We start from the raw sequence: 19,760 nt of genomic DNA, 5'->3' as shown, positions 1-19,760 counted from the left end.
CCCCCACCGTCAGCGCCTGCGCCCCCGCCCCCTCCACCGCATCCGCGATCCGGTCGACCAGCCACGACTCCGCGTCGGGCAGGAACAGCACATGCTCCGCCCCGATCCCCAGCGCCCGCTGCCACACCGCCGCGTCGTCCAGATCTCCGCCGACGAGCAGCACTCCGCCGCGCCGCGGCGCCCCCAGCAGCCGCCCCGCGCAGTCGTCGCCGACCAGCACCAGCGGCGCCGCCGTCCAGTCGCCCGGCACCGCCCGGTGCGCGACCTCCGCGCGGGTGCCGGCCGCGGCGCACAGCCGCAGCAGGTCGTCCAGCAGCCCCTCGTCCTCGGTGACGATCAGCGGCAGCCGGCCGCCGCTCCCCGCCGCGGCCGCGCTCCCGCCATCTCCCGCGGGCCCGGCGGCCGTACTCGATCCCGTACTCGATCCCGTACTCGGCCCCGTACTCGATCCGGACACAGTGATCCCTCCCCGTCCGCACGCCACTCCTGTGCCGGCGACGCCCCGCACTCGACCGTGAGTGCCGTGGCCGTCGCAGCGGGATTTACGCTCCCGGGAAGCCGAAAATCTTGCGGATCAAGGCCCAAATCTGTGGACAACTTGTCAGCTGTGGAAAATCCCGCCACCCACACGAGTGAGTTCCGGCGATCAACGCAACGATTACGGACGGTGACACGTCTGACTCATCGAGGAAGGCGCCGACGGTCGCGAGAAGCCCGCGCAAGGGGCGATACGGCGCACGTGGGGTCCGGGTGGAAAATGCATCCGGACATGCGACGACCCCCGCCGGGGGGGAGAGCGGGGGTCGTCCCCACGGCCGACTCGGGGGGGGAGGAGCCGGACCGGGTTAGCACGGTCGCGAACGATCCGTGACTTCCATGGTGTACCCGAGAGCCTTCTCAGGCAAACCCACGCGCCACAGCGTACGCCAATTGGTGGGCGGCCTATGCTCGCACTCGTGGAAAACCACTCGTTGCCTCGCACAGCCGCCTTCTTCGACCTGGACAAGACGGTCATTGCGAAGTCGTCCACGCTGACCTTCAGCAAGTCGTTCTACCGCGGCGGGCTGATCAACCGGCGGGCCGTACTACGCACCGCCTACTCCCAGTTCGTCTACCTCATCGGCGGCGCCGACCACGAACAGACCGAGCGCATGCGCGAGTATCTGTCCGCGCTCTGCCGCGGCTGGGACGTCGCCCAGGTGAAGGAGCTCGTCGCCGAGACCCTGCACGAGCTCATCGACCCGATCATCTACGACGAGGCCGCCTCCCTCATCGAGGAGCACCACCTCGCGGGCCGCGACGTCGTCATCGTCTCCACCTCGGGCGCGGAAGTCGTCGAGCCCATCGCCGAGTTGCTGGGCGCCGACCGCTGCATCGCCACCCGCATGGTGATCGAAGACGGCCGCTATACGGGCGACATCGAGTACTACGCCTACGGCCCCGCCAAGGCCGAAGCGGTGCGCGAACTCGCCAAGACGGAGGGCTACGACCTGGCCAGGTCGTACGCCTACAGCGACTCGGTCACCGACGTCCCCATGCTCGAGTCGGTCGGCCACCCGCACGCCGTCAACCCGGACAAGGGCCTGCGCCGCGAGGCCGCCGCCCGCGACTGGCCGGTGCTCTCCTTCTCCCGCCCGGTCCGGCTCAAGCAGCGGGTGCCGCAGTTCGCGCTCACGATGCCGCCGCGCCCGGTGCTCGTGGCGGCCGCCGCGGGGGTGGCCGCGGCCACCGCCGCCGGGGTGGTCTGGTACGCCCAGCGGAAGCGGGTGCGTATGTCCTGAGCTGCACAGACAGCACCGCTCACGACACCCGCGGCACCACGTCCGTTTCGTACGTATTTGCACGTGAAAGTAAAGATCTGAGCGCTGGGCTTCCGCATCTCCCCGGACAGGAGTACAAAGGGATTACGGCCCGCGAGACCGGAGGGCATCCGCAAGGATCTCCCGTCAGACGGCCCACGGACCGATACATGAAAATCGGGAACCCACGCGACGCTGATCCCTCGATTAGGGACCTGCCACACCAGGTCAGGACGAAGTTCCCACCTGATGGGCGTAATAGATAGCACGCCTGGTACCTCGATGGACATGACAGCGGCGGTGCCTCCGGGTACCGCCGCAACCCTTTCCAGGCCCGGGAGTTACGCGGCCCCGCGCTGCAGCGCCTCGCACACCGCCATCGACTCCCGCGCCCCCAGCTCCACGGCCCGCCCGCAGTGCGCGATCCACGCGGCGACCCCCTCGGGCGTCCCGCTCGCATACCCCGCCAGCGCCTCCCCGTAGGCCTGCGCGCCGAGCTCGCCGTGACCGGCTTCGCCTGGGCACACCCCCTTCGGGTCGAGCCCGCTGCCGACCAGCACGATCCGCTCCGCCGCCCGCGCCACCAGGCCGTTGTACGAGCCGAACGGGCGCAGCGCCAGCAGCTCGCCGTGCACCACGGCGGCCGTGACCAGCGCCGGCGCCCCGCTCTCCGCGAGGATCAGATCGGCCAGTGCGTCCAGCCGCCCCGCCATCTCCTCCGCGGCCGGCAGCGGCAGCGCGATCAGGGGCTCGTCGACCGGCTCGCCGGCCAGCCGCGGCCGCCCGGTCTTCTCGTCGTTCTCGCCGGCCGCGACCACGTGCAGCCGGGCCAGCACCCGCAGCGGCGACTGCCGCCAGACGCTGAGCAGCTGCCCCGCCTCCGCGTTCACCCGCAGCGCGGCGCCCACGGTGCGGGGCTCGCCCGCGCCGCCGAAGTCGCTGCGCCGCCGCAGCTCCTCCAGCGCCCAGTCCGCCCCGGCCAGCGCCGCGGAACCGCGGGCGCCGCGCAGCGCGGCCTCGGACGACACCGCCTCGCTGCGCCGCCGCATGACGCGGTGCCCGTAGACCCGGTCCACCGCTTTGCGCACGGCGGCGACCGCGTCGGGGACGCCGTCGAGCTCCGCGAGAGCGGCCAGGGGGTCGGTGCCGGTGCTGTTACTCATGCGTACGAGCCTACGCAACCCGAAAGCGTTGAAGTTATCCACAGGGTGGGGCACGCACCGCGACCGCTCGACTACCCTTGGTGAACATGAAGATCGCTTTCGTAGGGAAGGGCGGCAGCGGGAAGACCACGCTGTCCTCCCTGTTCATCCGCCATCTCGCCGCCACCGGACGACCCGTCCTGGCCATCGACGCCGACATCAACCAGCACCTCGGCGCCGCCCTCGGCCTGGACGAGGACGTGGCCGCCGGGCTGCCCGCCATGGGCGCCAGGCTGCCGCTGATCAAGGACTATCTGCGGGGCACGAACCCGCGGATCCCGTCCGCCGACGAGATGATCAAGACGACGCCACCCGGCGCCGGCTCCCGGCTGGTGCGGATCGCGGAGGACAATCCGGTCTACGAGGCCTGCGCCCGGAGCGTAGACCTGGGGTCTGACACGTCGGCCCGGCTGATGGCGACGGGCCCGTTCACGGAGGCGGATCTGGGCGTCGCGTGCTATCACTCCAAAACCGGCGCGGTGGAGCTGCTCCTGAACCACCTGGTGGACGGCCGCGACGAGTACGCGGTGGTGGACATGACGGCGGGCAGCGACTCCTTCGCCTCCGGGATGTTCACCCGCTTCGACGTGACGTTCCTGGTCGCCGAGCCCACCCGCAAGGGCATCGCGGTCTACCGGCAGTACAAGAACTACGCCCGCGACTACGACATCAGGCTGCACGTGATCGGCAACAAGGTGCAGGGGCCCGACGACCTCGACTTCCTGCGCGCCGCGGTCGGCGACGACCTGCTGACCACCGTCGGCCACTCCGACTGGGTGCGCGCCCTGGAGAAGGGCGCGCCGCCGCCCTTCGCGTCGCTGGAGCCGGGGAATCGGGCGGCGCTCGACATCCTGCGGCAGGTCGTCGACGACTCGTACGAGCGCCGCGACTGGGAGCGCTATACGCGCCAGATGGTGCACTTCCACCGGCGGAACGCGGAGAGCTGGGGCAACGCGAAGACCGGGGCCGACCTGGTCTCCCAGATCGACCCCGGCTTCGTACTGAGCGAGGAGCTGCTCGGCGACCTGCGGGAGGTCAGCGCGCAGCCTGCCTGAGTGCCTGGTCGTGCGTCCAGGCGGAGGAGTGCGCCGCGGCGGTCGTGGCCACCGGCGCCTTCGCCTGGACGTCGGCCCGGCGGAGTTCGGCGTCCCGGGCGTCGCCGTTCTTGCCGACCTCCTCGTCGGCGTGCCCGTGCCGGCGCGCGGCCTTGTCCGCCGACCGGCCCGGCTTGGCGTCGGCCTTGGAGGACTTGGACTCCTTGAGCGGCGAGGTGAGATACGTGTTCCAGCCCCCCGCCGGCTTCTCGCCGACGTCGAGCTTGCGCATCTTCTTCAGGGTCTTCGGGTCCTGGGCGTCCAGCCAGTCCACGAGCTGGCGGAAGGACACGCAGCGGACCTCCTTCTGCGGGCAGATCTCCTTGATGGAGTCCTCGACGGCGCGCATGTAGGCGCCACCGTTCCACTGCTCGAAGTGGTTGCCGATGATGAGCGGCGCCCGGTTGCCGTCGTACGCGCGCCGGAAGCCGGCCAGCAGGCTTTCCCGCATCTGGTCCTCGTAGAGCTTGTGCTGCTCCGCGGGGGAGTTGGAGGTGCCGGACTGGTTGGCCATGTAGTTGTAGTCCATGCTGAGGACTTCGAAGCCACGCCCTGGGAACGGCAGGTTCTGCAGCGACAGGTCCCAGATGCCGTGCCGTTTGCGCGGCCAGACCTGGCTGTTGACGCCGGAGGAGTCGTAGCGGAAGCCGAGCTCCTTGGCCGCCTTCATGGCGTTCTTCTGCCCCTCCAGGCACGGGGTGCGGCCGCCGATGAGTTCCTGGTCGTAGTCGAAGGGCAGCGGGCCTGACTTCTTGTCGCCGGTGTTCGTCTTCCACTCCTTGACGAACTGCTTGGCCTGCGCGGTCTCGCTGAGCCACTCCTTCTTGGTCCAGCTGCCGACGCCGGTCGGGCCGCAGAAGTGGCCGTTGTAGTGGGTGCCGATCTCGTTGCCGTCGAGCCAGGCGCCGCGCACCTGGTCGAGGGTGTCCTTGACGTGCTGGTCGTTCATGAACTCGATGTCGGAGGCGCCGCGCGGATGCCCCGGCGGGGAGTACTTGTCGCGCTTGCCCTCGGGCAGCACGTACAGGCCGCTGAGGAAGTACGTCATCGACGCGTTGTACTCCTTGCCCAGCTTCCTGAAGTGGGAGAAGAGCCCGTTGCCGTCCTCGCCGGCGCCGTCCCAGGAGTAGACGACGAACTGCGGCGGCCGCTCACCCGGCTTCAGCTTGGTGATCTTGGGCTGGTGCGGCTGCACGCCCGTGTACGCCGTGGAGCCGTCGCCGATGAGCTTCATCGGCCGGTTCTTGCCGGCGACGCCCGCCTTGCCGTCGCCGTCCGGGTGCTTCACGTCCGGGGCGGTGCCCGCCGAGCAGCCGGCCGCGGCGGCCCCGAATGCCGCCACCACGCACATACCGACTGCCGCCCGCCATGTGTTCATCAAGGTCCACCCTCTTTCCGGCGTCGTCTTCGACGGCGCGCATTGCGTTCGACTCAAATGGCCCAATGGAGCGCGAGGAGTCCGGGTTCGCACACGAAAGAGGGATAACCGGAAATTCAGATAAGCCCTACGCATTCACTCGTTGGAGGTCTGAGTTGCGCCGGGCAGCGGAGCCCGCATTCCCAAAACTTTGCCAAGCATTACGATTCATTTACCGTGTCTTGAGGGTCATCGGACCGTCACCCACAGTGATGCACGACGCCGCCTCACCCCGCCCAGGGTCGATCTGAGGAGACGCCACCTTGTCTGCAGGACGCCGTTTCGCCGCCTTTGTCCCCCGTCGTATCGCCGCCGCCGACCTCTCCGCGTCGGTGACCGTCTTTCTCATCGCCCTGCCGCTGTCGCTGGGCATCGCCCTCGCCACCGGCGCCCCGCTCCAGGCGGGTCTCGTCGCGGCCGCCGTCGGCGGCATCGTCGGCGGCTTATTGGGCGGTTCGCCGCTGCAGGTCAGCGGCCCGGCCGCGGGCCTGACCGTGGTCGTCGCCGACATCATTCACGTCTACGGATGGCGTACGACCTGCGCCATCACCGCCGCCGCAGGCCTCGCCCAGATCGGCCTCGCCTCGCTGAAGGTGGCCCGCAACGCGCTTGCCGTCAGCCCCTCGATCGTGCACGGCATGCTGGCCGGCATCGGCGTCACCATCGCCGTCGCCCAGCTGCACATCGTGCTCGGCGGCAGCCCGCAGTCGTCCGCCGTCGACAACGTCCTGGCGCTGCCCAGCCAGCTCGCCAACCTGCACACGGCGGCGCTGTCGGTCAGCGGCATCGTCGTGCTGGTGCTGCTGCTCTGGCCACGGCTGCGGGGGCGGGCGGCGGTGCTGAAGAAGGCGCCGGCCGCGCTGGTGGCGATCGTGCTCGCCTCCGTCGTCGCCTGGGCGCTGGCGCTGCCGCTGGCCAAGGTGGACATCCCCTCCTGGCGCAGCCACGCGCTGCCGGAGGTGCCGCACGGCCCGGTGCTCGGGCTGCTCACCGCCGTCCTCACCATCACGCTGGTGGCGAGCGTCGAGTCGCTGCTGTCCGCGGTCGCGGTGGACAAGCTGTCCGCAGCCCGGCCGGACGGGCACCGGCTGCCGCGCGCGAATCTCGACAAGGAGCTGCGCGGCCAGGGCTCGTCGAACCTGGTCTCGGGCCTGCTCGGCGGGCTGCCGGTCACCGGCGTCGCGGTGCGCAGCGGCGCGAACGTCGCCGCGGGCGCCGTCTCCCGCAACTCCGCGGTGCTGCACGGCTTCTGGATGCTGCTCGCCGCCGCGCTGCTCGGCGGGGTGCTGGAGCTGATCCCGCTGGCCGCGCTGGCGGCGCTGGTGATGGTGATCGGCGTGCAGCTGGTGAAGATCGCGCACATCCGGTCGGTGCTGCGGCACCGCGAGGGCCTGGTGTACGTGGTGACGCTGGCCGGGGTCGTGCTCTTCGGGGTGCTGGAGGGCGTCGGGCTCGGGATCGCGGTGGCGATCGCCGTCGCGCTGCACCGGCTGGCCCGTACCCGGGTGACCGTGGTGGAGGAGCCGGACGGCACCCACCGGGTGAAGGTGCGCGGGCAGCTCACCTTCCTCGCGGTGCCGCGGCTGAGCCGGGTGCTGGCGCAGGTGCCGCAGGGGACCGACGCCGTGGTGGAGCTGGACGGCTCGTTCATGGACCACGCGGCGTACGAGACGCTCAAGGAGTGGCGGGCGGCGCACGACAAGTACGGCGGCAGCGCGCGGCTGACCTCGTCGGTGGGCCGGCGGATCGCGGAGCCGGACATCGCGCATCACTGCCGGCCGTGGACGCCGTGGCGCAACCACGCGTGCGTCAACGGGATCGAGCCGGAGGCGGTCACTCCGGTCGCGGCGCAGCAACTGCTCAGCGGGGTCAGCAATTTCCAGCGCACCACCGCCCCTTTGGTACGGGACGAGCTGGCCCGGCTCGCCCGGGAGGGGCAGCGGCCCACCCAGCTCTTCCTGACCTGCGCGGACTCGCGGCTGGTCACCAGCATGATCACCTCCAGCGGGCCCGGGGATCTGTTCACCGTCCGCAATGTCGGCAATCTCGTGCCCATCCCGGGCGGGGAGAGCACGGACCACTCGGTGGCGGCGGCGATCGAGTACGCGGTGGAGGTGCTGCGGGTGGAGTCGATCACCGTCTGCGGGCACTCGGGCTGCGGGGCGATGCAGGCGCTGCTGGACTCCGAGCCGGCCGCGCTGACCGGCTCCGCCGCAACCCCGCTGCAACGGTGGCTGCGGCACGGTGCTCCGAGCCTGGAGCTCGTCCGGCGGACCGGGCCGAAGATCGCCGGACGCACGCACGCGGACGACGCCGAGCTGCTGAGCCTCGCCAATGTGGCGCAGCAGCTGAACCACCTGATGGCGCACGAGTGCGTGGCGCGCCGGGTGGCCGAGGGTGCCTTGAGCCTGCACGGGATGTACTTCCATGTGGGGGAGGCCCAGGCGTACGTGCTGAGCGGTCACGGCGGCGACTTCACCGCCGTGGGGCCCGGTGCGCACGCACAGGTCTAAACCATTTTTTCCACAGGCCCTTGCCAGGGGTCCCGCTGGCTGATGAGCTAGGCCGCGGGACACATCGGACACTCTTGGATTGGGAGATGTCGTGAGCAACGAGAGCCTGGCCAACCTGCTCAAGGAGGAGCGCCGGTTCGCGCCGCCCGCCGAGCTCGCCGCGAACGCGAACGTGACCGCGGCGGCGTACGAGCAGGCCAAGGCGGACAGGCTGGGCTTCTGGGCGGCACAGGCCCGGAGGCTCAGCTGGGCCAAGGAGCCCACCGAGACGCTGGACTGGTCCAACCCGCCGTTCGCGAAGTGGTTCAAGGACGGCGAGCTGAACGTCGCGTACAACTGCGTCGACCGGCATGTCGAGGCCGGCCTCGGCGACCGCACCGCCATCCACTTCGAGGGCGAGCCGGGCGACAGCCGCACGATCACGTATGCCGAGCTGCAGCGCGAGGTCTCCAAGGCGGCCAACGCGCTGACCGAGCTGGGGGTCGAGAAGGGCGACCGGGTCGCCATCTACATGCCGATGATCCCGGAGACCGTGGTCGCCATGCTGGCCTGCGCCCGGCTGGGCGCGCCGCATTCCGTGGTCTTCGGCGGCTTCTCCGCCGACGCGCTGGCGACCCGTATCGAGGACGCGGACGCGCGCGTGGTGATCACCTCCGACGGCGGATACCGGCGGGGCAAGCCGAGCGCGCTGAAGCCCGCGGTGGACGACGCGGTGGCGCGGGTGGACAGCGTGCGCCATGTGCTGGTCGTGCGGCGTACGGGCCAGGACGTGGCCTGGACCGAGGGCCGCGACGTGTGGTGGCACGAGGTCGTCGACCGCCAGCCGGAGACGCATGAGGCGCAGCCGATGGCGGCGGAGCACCCGCTCTTCATCCTCTACACGTCGGGCACGACCGGTAAGCCGAAGGGCATCCTGCACACCTCGGGCGGCTATCTCACCCAGGTGTCGTACACCCACCACGCCGTCTTCGACCTCAAGCCGGAGACGGACGTCTTCTGGTGCACGGCCGACGTCGGCTGGGTGACCGGCCACTCGTACATCGTCTACGGGCCGCTCTCCAACGGCGCCACCCAGGTGCTCTACGAGGGCACGCCCGACACCCCGCACCAGGGCCGCTGGTGGGAGGTGGTGCAGAAGTACGGCGTGACGATCTTCTATACCGCGCCGACCGCGATCCGCGCCTGCATGAAGTGGGGCGACGACATCCCGGCGAAGTTCGACCTGTCCTCGCTGCGGCTGCTCGGGTCGGTGGGTGAGCCGATCAACCCCGAGGCCTGGATGTGGTACCGGAAGCACATCGGGGCGGACAAGACGCCGATCGTCGACACGTGGTGGCAGACCGAGACCGGCGGCATCATGATCAGCCCGCTGCCGGGGGTCACGGAGACCAAGCCGGGCTCGGCGCAGGTCCCGCTGCCGGGCATCTCGGCCACGGTGGTGGACGACGAGGCGAACGAGGTGCCGGACGGCGGCGGCGGTTACCTGGTGCTCACCGAGCCGTGGCCGTCGATGCTGCGCACCATCTGGGGCGACGACCAGCGGTACCAGGACACGTACTGGTCGCGCTTCCAGGACAAGTACTTCGCCGGTGACGGGGCCAAGAAGGACGACGACGGCGACATCTGGCTGCTGGGCCGGGTCGACGACGTGATGCTGGTGTCGGGGCACAACATCTCGACCACCGAGGTGGAGTCCGCCCTGGTCTCGCACCCGAAGGTGGCCGAGGCCGCGGTCGTCGGCGCCACCGACCCGCAGACCACCCAGGCGATCTGCGCCTTCGTGATCCTGCGCGGCGGCGCCGAGGAGGTGGACGGGCTCGTCGAGGAGCTCCGCAGCCACGTGGCCAAGGCCCTCGGGCCGATCGCCAAGCCGAAGCGGATCCTGCCGGTGGCGGAGCTCCCGAAGACCCGCTCCGGCAAGATCATGCGCCGGCTGCTGCGCGATGTGGCGGAGAACCGGCAGGTGGGTGACGTCACGACGCTCGCCGACTCGACGGTCATGGACCTGATCCAGGCCAAGCTGCCGAGCGCCTCCGAGGACTGAGCCGGTCCGGTCCGGTCCGGAACCACCTGAAGGGGCGCTCCCGCGCTGCGGGGGCGCCCCTTCTGTCCGTAATGTGGGAGCCAGCAAGATCAACCGGTCTGCCGTGTAGGGTGTACGGGATTCGTAAAGACGGAGTCAAAACCCCATAGGCGCGCCGGGAAGTCTGGTCGGCAATACACGCACGTATGCGTGCTGTCCCTTAGCCGACCGTGCCCTGGAGGCCTGCCTGTGACCCCGCCGAACGACCCTCACCACCCCGAGTTCCTCGGGCCGCAGCCGCTCAAGGAGCGCCGGTTCATATCCGACGCGCTCCGCACCGAGACGGTCGGCGGTGTGCTGCTGCTCCTCGCCGCCGTGGTCGCCCTGGTCCTCGCCAATACCGGAGCCCAGAGCTGGTACGAGAGCGCCCGCGACTTCAAGCTCGGCCCGGGAGCGCTGCACCTCGACCTCTCCCTGGCCACCTGGGCCAAGGACGGCCTGCTGGCCATCTTCTTCTTCGTCGCCGGCGTCGAGCTCAAGCGCGAGCTGGTCACCGGCGAGCTGCGCGACCCCAAGGCCGCCGCCCTCCCCGTCGTCGCCGCGGTCTGCGGCATGGCCCTGCCGGCGATCGTCTACGTCATCGTCAACGCCTCCGGCGGCGGCAACCTCAAGGGCTGGGCGATCCCCACCGCCACCGACATCGCCTTCGCGCTCGCCGTCCTCGCCGTCATCGGCAGCTCGCTGCCGTCCGCGCTGCGCGCCTTCCTGCTCACCCTCGCGGTGGTCGACGACCTCTTCGCGATCCTGATCATCGCGGTCTTCTACACCTCCTCGATCAACTTCGGCGCCCTCGCGCTCTCCGTGCTGGGCCTGGTCGTCTTCTGGTTCCTGCACCACAGGGGCGTACGGGGCTGGTACATCTACGTCCCCCTCGCCATCGTCATCTGGGCGCTGATGCACGAGTCCGGCGTGCACGCCACCGTCGCCGGTGTCGCCATGGGCCTGATGCTGCGGGTGACCACCCGCCCCGGCGAGAAGGAGTCCCCGGGCGAGCACATCGAGCACCAGGTGCGGCCGCTGTCCGCCGGTTTCGCGGTGCCCGCCTTCGCGTTCTTCGCCGCCGGCGTCGGCGTCTCCGGCGGCGCCATCGCCGATGTCTTCACCCGCCCCGAGCCGCTCGGCGTCGTCCTGGGCCTCTTCATCGGCAAGATCGCCGGCATCGCCGGCGGCGCCTGGCTCGCCGCCCGCTTCACCAAGGCCGAGCTCAACAAGGACCTGGACTGGCCGGACGTCCTCGCCGTCGCCTCGCTGGCCGGCATCGGCTTCACCGTCTCGCTGCTCATCAGCGAGCTCGCCTTCGACGGCGACGCCGTACTGACCGAGGAGACCAAGGCCGCCGTCCTGATCGGCTCCCTCATCGCCGCCCTGGTCGCCTGCGTGCTGCTGAAGTGGCGCGACAAGGTCCACCAGCGGATCTACACCGAGGAGAACCGGGACGAGGACGGCGACGGGATCCCGGACATGTACGAGCAGGACAAGATCGAGTACCACGAGCGCATGATCGCCATCTACGAGGCGAAGGCCGAAGAGCACCGCAGGTGGGTGGAAACGCACACCCGCGGCAACAAGTCCGGCAGCGGCACGGCATGATGTGACCGGTCGGTCACATGGAACAGGATTTGCCACGGGAGAGGGAGCGACGCGATGAGCGCAGGCGTGGACCAGCACACGGAGCGCACACTCGGCCAGCTGGTCGCGACCGCGACCGCGGACCTGCACGCCCTGGTGCACGACGAGATCGCGCTCGCCAAGGCGGAGATGCGCCGTGACGTCAAGAAGGCCGGCATCGGCGGCGGCTCCTTCATCGTGGCCGGCGCGCTCGCGCTCTTCGGCATCCCGGTGCTCAGCTTCGCCGCCGCGTACGGGCTGCACGCCCTCGGTCTCGCGCTGGGCTGGTCGTTCCTGATCGTCTTCGGCGCGCACTTCGTCCTCGCCGCCGCCATCGGCGCCTTCGGCTACGCCCGCGTCAAGCGCATCAACAAGCCGGAAAAGACCATCGCTTCGGCCCGCCAGACCATGGAGGTCTTCTCCGGGGTGCGTCCGGGGGGACGTACGACTCAGAGCGGACGTAAGCCCACCGATGGTGTGGCACGCTCGACTTCATGACGCTCCCCGCAGCCGACACCCAGGCCGTACGCCTCGAGGGCCCCTGGACGCACCGGGACGTCGCCGCGAACGGCGCCCGGTTCCACATCGCGGAGCTCGGTGAGGGCCCGCTGGTGCTGATGCTGCACGGCTTCCCGCAGTTCTGGTGGACCTGGCGGGAACAGCTGACGGCGCTCGCCGACGCCGGCTACCGCGCCGTCGCGATGGACCTGCGCGGCGTCGGCGGCAGCGACCGCACCCCGCGCGGTTACGACCCGGGGAATCTGGCGCTCGATGTCACCGGCGTCATCCGCTCCCTCGGCGAGCCGGACGCGGCGCTGGTCGGGCACGGCCTCGGCGGCTATCTGGCCTGGACAGCGGCGGTGATGCGGCCGCAGCTGGTGCGCCGTCTGGTGCCCGTATCGATGCCGCATCCGCGGCGCTGGCGGGCGGCGATGCTGGCGGACCTCAGGGGCGGGTCGAGCTCCTTCGTGTGGGGGCTGCAGCGGCCGTGGCTGCCCGAGCGGCAGCTGGTCGCCGACGACGCGGCCGAGGTCGGGGAGCTGATCCGGGACTGGTCCGGGCCCCATCAGCCGGACGACAAGACCGTGGACGCGTACCGGCAGGCGATGCTGATCCCGTCCACGGCGCACTGCTCGGTGGAGCCGTACCGCTGGCTGATCCGGTCCCTCGCGCGGCCGGACGGGGTGCAGTTCTACCGGCGCATGAGACGCCCCGTGCGGGTACCCGTGCTGCACCTTCACGGGTCACTCGATCCGGTGATGCGTACCCGCACCGCGGCCGGGTCAGGAGAGTTCGTCGAAGCGCCGTACCGGTGGCGGCTGTTCGACGGCGTCGGGCACTTCCCGCACGAGGAAGATCCGGCCGCTTTCTCGGCAGAGCTGGTCAATTGGCTGCGCGACCCGGAGCCGGACCGGTAGACGCCGGCACTCTGACGGGCTCTGTGTTCGAGCCTCGGTCACATGCTCTACGCATACTCCAATTGGCCGCCCCGGAGGCGATTACCGATCGTGGGGCCAGGGCAGTCTCGTGGGTATGGGCTGGACGCATGACTACAACGACGTAGGCAACCGCCGCGCCACCACACGTTTCGGCAGTTCGCGCGAGCGGGTGGCCTCGGATCATTCGGCGGGTGACCTGCGTCTGGGGATTCCGCACATCCTGCGCCGCCGTGCGCGCTGGGTCAGCGCGCGGCTGCGCCACACGGCGCGCGACGCCTGACGTCGCGCCCCGCTCCGCTCACATCGCACATCCTTGGCTGTCCACTTGCCGCGATGCCGTACGCCCGCGCTCGATGTCCGAGCGAACCTCGTCGGCGGTGAGGGCGTAGCCGGTGTCGTTGTCGTCGAGGGACTTGGCGAAGATCACGCCGTAGACCTCGCCCTGCGGGGTCAGCAGCGGGCCGCCGGAGTTGCCCTGGCGGACGAGGGTGTAGAGGGAGTAGACGTCGCGGCTGACCGTGCCGCGGCGGTAGATGTCCGGGCCGTTGGCGCTGATCCGGTCGCGGACGCGGGCGGCGCGGACGTCGAAGCCGCCGTTCTCCGGGAAGCCGGCGACGATCGCGTCGGAGGACGTACGGGCGTCCTCGTCGGCGAAGCGCAGCGCGGGCGCCCGCAGGTCCGGCACCTCGAGGACGGCGATGTCGCGGCGCCAGTCGTAGAGCACGACCTCGGCGTCGTACGTCCGGCCCTCGCCGCCGATCTGCACGGTGGGCTCGTCGACGCCGCCGACGACGTGCGCGTTGGTCATCACCCGGTTCTGCGCGAAGACGAAGCCGGTGCCCTCCAGGACCTTGCCGCAGCTCGGGGCCTGGCCGACGACCTTGACGATGGACTGCTTGGCACGGGCGACGACCGGGCTGTTCACCAGCTTCGGGTCGGGCGCGGGCACGTTGGTGATCTGCTCGCCCTGGAAGGGGGAGAAGACCTGCGGGAAGCCGTTCTGCGAGAGCGTGTTGCTGAACTGGTTGAACCACGTGTCGGCGTTCTTCGGCAGCACCTCGGCGACGCCGTTGAGCACCTTGGAGCCGCGCACCTCCTTGCCCAGCGTGGGCAGGGTGGTGGCGCCGAGGGCGGAGCCGATCAGCCAGGCGACCAGGAGCATCGCCGCGACATTGACCACGGCGCCGCCGGTGGCGTCGAGCGAACGGGCCGGGGACCAAGTGATGTAGCGGCGCAGCCGGTTGCCGAGCTGGGTGGTGAACGCCTGGCCGACGGAGGCGCAGATGATCACGATGACCACGGCGAGGATCGCCGAGGTCTGGCTCAGCGCGGCGCCGTCCGTGGCCTTGTCCCAGATCACCGGGAGCAGGTAGATCGCGACGAGGCCGCCGCCGACAAAACCCGTGACCGAGAGGATGCCGACGACGAAGCCCTGGCGGTACCCCACGACGGCGAACCACACGGCCGCCAGGATTAGCAATATGTCCAGCACGTTCACCAAGTCACCGTCTCATGCGTGCCAGTCCAGGGGCACCTGCCGGGCACGGTCCCATGGTTCCTCCCAGCCGGAATAGTGCAGGATCCGGTCGATGACGCCGGCGGTGAAGCCCCAGACGAGGGCGTCGCCGACGGTGAACGCGGGGCCCGCGTGGCCACGGGGGTGCACGGCCACGGCGCGGTTCGCCGGGTCGGTGAGATCGGCCACCGGGACCGTGAAGACGCGGGCGGTCTCGGCGTGATCCACGGCCCGCACCGGAGAAGGCTCGCGCCACCAGCCGAGGACGGGCGTCACGACGAAGCCGCTCACCGGGATGTAGAGCGCCGGCAGCGTGGCGAAGATCTGCACGCCCGCCGGGTCGAGGCCGGTCTCCTCCTCGGCCTCGCGCAGCGCCGCGCGGAGCGGGCCGTCGCCCGCCGGGTCGCCGTCCTCCGGGTCCAGGGCGCCGCCGGGGAAGGAGGGCTGCCCGGCATGCGAGCGGAGCTGCCCCGCGCGCTCCATCAGCAGGAGCTCGGGACGGCCGTCCGCGCCGGCGCCGAAGAGGACCAGCACGGCGGACGGGCGGCCACCCTCGGCGGGCGGCAGAAAGCTGCTCAGCTGCTCCGGCGCGACCGTGCGGGCCGCGTCCGCGACCGGCAGGAGCCAATCGGGCAGGCCGTCCTCCGTGACCTCGACCGGCCCGGCTTCGCGGGCGCTCGTCACCTGCCCTCCAGCGGCGGCGCCGGCGGCCCCGGGAAGTCGCTCGGGGGCTTCAGCCGCTGGCCCGGCAGGCCCGCCTTCTCGTACTTCAGGAGCTTCTCCGCCTTTACGGGATCCAGCTCGCCCTCTCCGTACGACGGGCAGAGCGGGGCGATCGGGCAGGCGCCGCAGGCGGGCTTGCGGGCATGGCAGATGCGGCGGCCGTGGAAGATCACCAGGTGCGAGAGCATCGTCCAGTCCTTCTTCGGGAAGAGGGACCCGACCTCCTGCTCGATCTTGTCCGGGTCGGTCTGCTCGGTCCACTTCCAGCGGCGGACGAGGCGCTGGAAGTGGGTGTCCACGGTGATGCCCGGGACGCCGAAGGCATTGCCGAGCACCACATTGGCGGTCTTACGGCCGACGCCCGGCAGCGTGACCATGTCCTTGAGGGTGCCCGGCACTTCGCCGCCGAAGTTCTCCGTCAGGGCCTTGGCCAGGCCCATGATCGACTTGGTCTTGGCGCGGAAGAAGCCGGTCGGCCGGATCAGCTCCTCGACATCCTCCGGGTTCGCCGCGGCGAGGTCCTCGGGGGTGGGGTACTTCGCGAAGAGGGCGGGCGTCGTCTGATTCACCCGCAGGTCGGTGGTCTGCGCGGACAGCACCGTGGCGACGAGGAGCTGGAAGGGATTCTCGAAGTCGAGCTCGGGGTGGGCGTACGGATACACCTCTTCCAGCTCGCGGTAGATCCGCCGCGCCTGCCGCACCCGGCCGGTGCGCGTGGGCGCCGCCTTCGCCTTCCTGATCACCGGTCGCTCGCCGGCCCCGCCACTCGTCGCCATGCCCGCAAGCGTACGGTCCTCCACCGACAGCGAGCAGCTGTATTGCCGAGGGCGCCACCGGTGGCCCAAGCGGCGGCCTGCCGGATCCGTATTCGCCCATTCGGGGTACCCGCCAGCAGATCTGTTCGCCCACAGCGGAATCCTGCCGGGGTCTTACACCCGTTCGGCCGCCCTACTCTCGGCTCTCACAAGGGCTCTTGGGCCCCGAGCCGCATCCGCCGGCCGCCCCGATCGGCCCCCCTGGCGTACGAACACCTCCCCGCATGCGTCAAACTTGTGACTGATCACACTGTTTTACCGTCCTGCATCATGGAGGCACCCGGCACGACCGGGACGGTCGCCTGGGCACATGGACAAGGAGAGAACTCGTGGACGACGTTCTGCGGCGCGCCCCCCTCTTCGCCGCGCTCGATGACGAGCAGGCGAGCGAGCTGCGCGCTTCGATGACGGAGACGACGCTTGCGCGCGGTGACTCGCTGTTCCACGAGGGCGACCCCGGGGACCGGCTGTATGTCGTCACCGAAGGCAAGGTCAAGCTCCACCGCACCTCCCCCGACGGCCGCGAGAACATGCTCGCCGTCCTCGGCCCCGGCGAGCTCATCGGCGAGCTGTCGCTGTTCGACCCGGGCCCGCGCACGGCCACGGCCTCCGCGCTCACCGAGGTCAAGCTGCTCGGCCTCGGCCACGGCGACCTGCAGCCCTGGCTGAACGCCCGCCCCGAGGTCGCCACGGCCCTGCTGCGTGCCGTCGCCCGCCGCCTGCGCCGTACCAACGACCAGATGTCCGACCTGGTCTTCTCGGACGTCCCCGGCCGTGTCGCCCGCGCGCTGCTCGACCTCTCCCGCCGCTTCGGCGTGCAGGCCGAGGAGGGCATCCACGTGGTGCACGACCTCACCCAGGAAGAGCTGGCCCAGCTGGTCGGCGCCTCCCGCGAGACCGTGAACAAGGCGCTCGCCGACTTCGCGTCCCGCGGCTGGCTGCGCCTGGAGGCGCGGGCGGTCATCCTGCTCGACGTGGAGCGGCTGGCGAAGCGCTCGCGCTGATGAGCCGGGGGCTGGACGCCGACGGATACATAGCCCGCGAGGGCAGCCTCGACCGCGTTCCGCCGTCCTTCGCGGGTGCGGTTGTCGCGCTGCAGCGGCAGCTCCCGGCGACCGGGCTGCACAGCGCGTATCTCTACGGCAGCGTGCCCCGCGGCAATGCCGTGCCCGGGGAGTCCGACCTGGACGCGCTGCTCGCCCTCGACCATGCGCCCACGGACGAGGACCGGGCGTGGGCTAAGGCCGCGGAGCGCCGTATCGACGCCGCGTTCCCGCAGGTCAACGGCGTCGGCATCCTGCTGGAGAGCGCCGAGGTGCTGCTGAGCGAGCTGGAGCGGCACGACATGGGCTGGTTCATCGCCTGCCTGTGCACGCCCCTGGAGGGCCCTGACCTCGCCGAGCAGCTGCCGCGCTACCGCCCCGACTCGCTCCTGGCCCGCGAGACCAACGGCGACCTCGCCCCGGCCCTCCCGCGCTGGCGCGAGCGGCTGGCGTCCGACGCCGACCTGCTGCCGCTCGCCCGCGGGGCGTCCCGCAAGCTCGTCCGCACCGGCTTCACGCTCGTCATGCCGCGCTGGGGCGGCTGGACCAGCGACCTGGACGAGTCGGTGGAGGCGTTCGCGGCGTATTACCCGGAGCATGCGGAGCAGCTGCGCGCCGCCGCCCGCCTGGGCCGCGAGCCCGTAGCCGACCGCGCGCTGCTCACCGAGCTGATCGACGACTTCGGCCCGTGGCTGGCCGCCGAGTACGAGAAGGAACACGGCACAAAGGCGCCACGCCCGGACTAGATCAGCCCGTGCTCCTGCAGATACTCCAGCTGCGCCCGTACGGACAGCTCCGCCGCCGGCCACAGCGACCGGTCCACGTCCGCGTAGACGTGCGCGACCACCTCGGGTGCCGTGCGAAAGCCGTTCTCCACCGCCGTCTCCACCTGCGCGAGCCGGTTGGCGCGGTGCGCGAGGTAGTACTCGACGACGCCCTGCGCGTCATTCAGCACCGGGCCGTGCCCGGGCAGCACCGTCGAGACCCCGTCGTCGACCGTCAGCGAGCGCAGCCGCCGCAGCGAGTCCAGATAGTCCCCCAGCCGCCCGTCCGGGTGCGCGACGACCGTCGTGCCCCGCCCCAGGATCGTGTCGCCGGTCAGCACCGCCGCGTCCGCCGGGAGATGGAAGCTGAGCGAGTCCGCCGTATGCCCCGGCGTCGGTACGACCCGCAGCTCGAGCCCGCCCGTCGTGACGACGTCCCCGGCGGCCAGGCCCTCGTCGCCCAGCCGCAGCGCCGGATCCAGCGCCCGTACCTTCGTCCGGGTCAGCTCGGCGAAGCGCGCCGCGCCCTCCGCGTGGTCGGGGTGCCCGTGCGTGAGCAGCGTCAGCCCGACCCGCTTGCCCATCCGCTCGGCGGCGTCGACCACCGCCTGCAGGTGCACGTCGTCCAGCGGCCCGGGGTCGATGACCACGGCCAGGTCGGAGTCCGGCTCGGCGACGATCCACGTGTTCGTGCCGTCCAGCGTCATCGGCGAGGCGTTCGGCGCCAGCACGCACACCGCGCGCTCACTGGCGGGCCCCGCGATGGCGCCGCCGCGCGGCTGCCCGGGCAGGGCGTCGGCGTACGTCATCGGCGCAGCCTCTTCGTGAACTCCTCGTGCCCCGGCCAGCTCAGCACGATCTCCCCTTCCTCCATCCGGGCCTTGGCCAGCACCGGCGTCAACTCCCGCGCCGCCGCGGCCGCGAGGGCCTCACCGGGCGTACGCAGCCCCACCAGCTCGCGCAGCGCGGCGATCGTGGGCGGCATCATGAGCAGCTCGCCGCGGTCGTAGCCCGCGGCGCCGTCCTCAGGGCGCACCCAGGCCGTGCGGTCGGCCTCGGTGGACGCGTTACGGCTCCGCTGCCCGGACGGCTCCGCGGCGACGAAGAACCACGTGTCGTAGCGCCGCGGCTCGAATTCGGGGGTGATCCAGCGCGCCCAGGCCCGCAGCAGATCGGAGCGCAGCACGAGCTCGCGCCGCTCGAGGAACTCGGCGAAGGACAGCTCGCGGTCGACGAGCGCGGCCCGGTCGGCCTCCCAGTCGGCGCCGGAGACGTCGCCGACGACCTCGTCCGCGGACGGCCCGGCGAGCAGCACGCCGGCCTCCTCGAAGGTCTCGCGCACGGCGGCGCAGACGATGGCCCGCGCCGCGGGCACCTCGACCCCCAGTCGCGCGGCCCACTCCTCGGGCGGCGGCCCGGCCCACCCCACCGGCCGCTCATCGCGCGGATCGACGGACCCGCCCGGATACGCGTACGCGCCCCCGGCAAAAGCCATGGAGGCGCGTCTGCGCAGCATGTAGACATCGAGCCCGTCCCGCAGCAGCAGCACGGTCGCCGCCGTCCGCGGCTCGGCCGGGGTCAACTCACCGGTCGCGAGGGCACGAATGCGGTCCGGCCATTCGGCCGGGTACCACTGGCCGTTGCTTGCGGTCTCAGACATGGGCGGATGCTATGCGCTTCCGCTGCGATGTTCGAGTGCGCGGGTTCCTGGGGGCTCCGCCCCCAGGAACCCGCGCACTCGAAC

At 71.1% G+C, this 19,760-nt stretch carries 17 protein-coding genes and 1 pseudogene; 10 read left to right on the top strand and 8 right to left on the bottom strand.

Annotation, left to right across the window (positions count from 1 at the left end):
• Nucleotides 1–457, bottom strand: a pseudogene (locus tag G5C51_RS27175) (septum site-determining protein Ssd); the annotation flags it as partial.
• 487 nt (nt 458–944) lie between these two features.
• On the opposite strand from G5C51_RS27175, the gene G5C51_RS27170 reads away from it, so the two are divergent.
• The gene (locus G5C51_RS27170) at nt 945–1,781 is read left to right on the top strand and encodes an HAD family hydrolase (RefSeq protein ID WP_165240865.1); all 837 of its coding nucleotides are present in this window, start codon (nt 945–947) and stop codon (nt 1,779–1,781) included.
• 359 nt (nt 1,782–2,140) lie between these two features.
• On the opposite strand, the gene G5C51_RS27165 is transcribed toward G5C51_RS27170, so the two are convergent.
• Complete coding sequence (locus tag G5C51_RS27165) at nt 2,141–2,962, bottom strand: Fic family protein (RefSeq protein WP_165240864.1); 822 nt, start codon at nt 2,960–2,962, stop codon at nt 2,141–2,143.
• An 86-nt stretch (nt 2,963–3,048) separates the two neighbouring features.
• Here G5C51_RS27165 and G5C51_RS27160 point away from each other — a divergent pair, with 86 nt between their 5' ends.
• Entirely contained in the window at nt 3,049–4,056 is a 1,008-nt protein-coding gene (locus tag G5C51_RS27160; protein ID WP_165240863.1) for an ATP-binding protein, read from the top strand.
• On the opposite strand, the gene G5C51_RS27155 is transcribed toward G5C51_RS27160, so the two are convergent.
• Nucleotides 4,037–5,476, bottom strand: a complete 1,440-nt coding sequence (locus G5C51_RS27155) for a polysaccharide deacetylase family protein (RefSeq protein ID WP_420824858.1) — start codon at nt 5,474–5,476, stop codon at nt 4,037–4,039. The genes G5C51_RS27160 and G5C51_RS27155 overlap by 20 nt on opposite strands.
• A gap of 299 nt (nt 5,477–5,775) precedes the next feature.
• Between G5C51_RS27155 and G5C51_RS27150 the strand changes: the two genes are divergently transcribed.
• From G5C51_RS27150 to G5C51_RS27125, 6 genes are all read left to right on the top strand, one after another.
• Nucleotides 5,776–8,025: a SulP family inorganic anion transporter gene (locus G5C51_RS27150; RefSeq protein ID WP_206314378.1), complete on the top strand. Its 2,250-nt coding sequence runs from the start codon at nt 5,776–5,778 to the stop codon at nt 8,023–8,025.
• A gap of 91 nt (nt 8,026–8,116) precedes the next feature.
• On the top strand, nt 8,117–10,069 hold the full coding sequence (gene acs, locus G5C51_RS27145) for an acetate--CoA ligase (protein ID WP_165240862.1): 1,953 nt from the start codon (nt 8,117–8,119) through the stop codon (nt 10,067–10,069).
• Nucleotides 10,070–10,297: 228 nt separating this feature from the next.
• A complete protein-coding gene (nhaA, locus tag G5C51_RS27140; protein WP_165240861.1) occupies nt 10,298–11,698 on the top strand; it encodes a Na+/H+ antiporter NhaA in 1,401 nt (466 codons plus the stop codon).
• Between the two features lie 54 nt (nt 11,699–11,752).
• Nucleotides 11,753–12,214 (top strand): phage holin family protein, encoded by a 462-nt coding sequence (locus G5C51_RS27135; RefSeq protein WP_165240860.1) that lies wholly within the window; start codon nt 11,753–11,755, stop codon nt 12,212–12,214.
• The gene (locus tag G5C51_RS27130) at nt 12,211–13,134 is read left to right on the top strand and encodes an alpha/beta fold hydrolase (RefSeq protein WP_165240859.1); all 924 of its coding nucleotides are present in this window, start codon (nt 12,211–12,213) and stop codon (nt 13,132–13,134) included. Before G5C51_RS27135 ends, G5C51_RS27130 begins: the two co-directional genes overlap by 4 nt.
• A 115-nt stretch (nt 13,135–13,249) precedes the next feature.
• Nucleotides 13,250–13,435: a hypothetical protein gene (locus G5C51_RS27125; RefSeq protein ID WP_165240858.1), complete on the top strand. Its 186-nt coding sequence runs from the start codon at nt 13,250–13,252 to the stop codon at nt 13,433–13,435.
• Nucleotides 13,436–13,453: 18 nt separating this feature from the next.
• Here G5C51_RS27125 and G5C51_RS27120 read toward each other — a convergent pair whose 3' ends face one another.
• The 3 genes from G5C51_RS27120 to nth are packed head-to-tail and all read right to left on the bottom strand — an operon-like array spanning nt 13,454 to nt 16,170.
• Nucleotides 13,454–14,653, bottom strand: a complete 1,200-nt coding sequence (locus G5C51_RS27120) for a MarP family serine protease (protein ID WP_165240857.1) — start codon at nt 14,651–14,653, stop codon at nt 13,454–13,456.
• A gap of 12 nt (nt 14,654–14,665) precedes the next feature.
• Complete coding sequence (locus G5C51_RS27115) at nt 14,666–15,355, bottom strand: NUDIX domain-containing protein (protein ID WP_165240856.1); 690 nt, start codon at nt 15,353–15,355, stop codon at nt 14,666–14,668.
• Nucleotides 15,352–16,170 (bottom strand): endonuclease III, encoded by an 819-nt coding sequence (gene nth, locus G5C51_RS27110; protein WP_165240855.1) that lies wholly within the window; start codon nt 16,168–16,170, stop codon nt 15,352–15,354. The genes G5C51_RS27115 and nth overlap by 4 nt, the downstream gene beginning before the upstream one ends.
• Nucleotides 16,171–16,538: 368 nt before the next feature.
• Here nth and G5C51_RS27105 point away from each other — a divergent pair, with 368 nt between their 5' ends.
• Together G5C51_RS27105 and G5C51_RS27100 are read left to right on the top strand one after the other, a co-directional pair.
• Nucleotides 16,539–17,213, top strand: coding sequence for a cyclic nucleotide-binding domain-containing protein (locus tag G5C51_RS27105; RefSeq protein WP_165240854.1), 675 nt, complete (start codon nt 16,539–16,541; stop codon nt 17,211–17,213).
• Entirely contained in the window at nt 17,213–17,998 is a 786-nt protein-coding gene (locus tag G5C51_RS27100) for a nucleotidyltransferase domain-containing protein (RefSeq protein ID WP_165240853.1), read from the top strand. The genes G5C51_RS27105 and G5C51_RS27100 overlap by 1 nt, the downstream gene beginning before the upstream one ends.
• Here G5C51_RS27100 and G5C51_RS27095 read toward each other — a convergent pair.
• Together G5C51_RS27095 and G5C51_RS27090 are read right to left on the bottom strand one after the other, a co-directional pair.
• Nucleotides 17,995–18,825: an MBL fold metallo-hydrolase gene (locus tag G5C51_RS27095; protein ID WP_165240852.1), complete on the bottom strand. Its 831-nt coding sequence runs from the start codon at nt 18,823–18,825 to the stop codon at nt 17,995–17,997. The two genes, G5C51_RS27100 and G5C51_RS27095, sit on opposite strands and share 4 nt — an antisense overlap.
• Complete coding sequence (locus tag G5C51_RS27090; protein ID WP_165240851.1) at nt 18,822–19,676, bottom strand: NUDIX hydrolase; 855 nt, start codon at nt 19,674–19,676, stop codon at nt 18,822–18,824. The genes G5C51_RS27095 and G5C51_RS27090 overlap by 4 nt, the downstream gene beginning before the upstream one ends.
• Between the last annotated feature and the right edge of the window lie 84 nt (nt 19,677–19,760).

This window comes from Streptomyces coryli (assembly GCF_011044975.1).
GTDB lineage: Bacteria > Actinomycetota > Actinomycetes > Streptomycetales > Streptomycetaceae > Streptomyces > Streptomyces coryli.
This window is presented reverse-complemented; position numbering and strand designations above follow the sequence as displayed.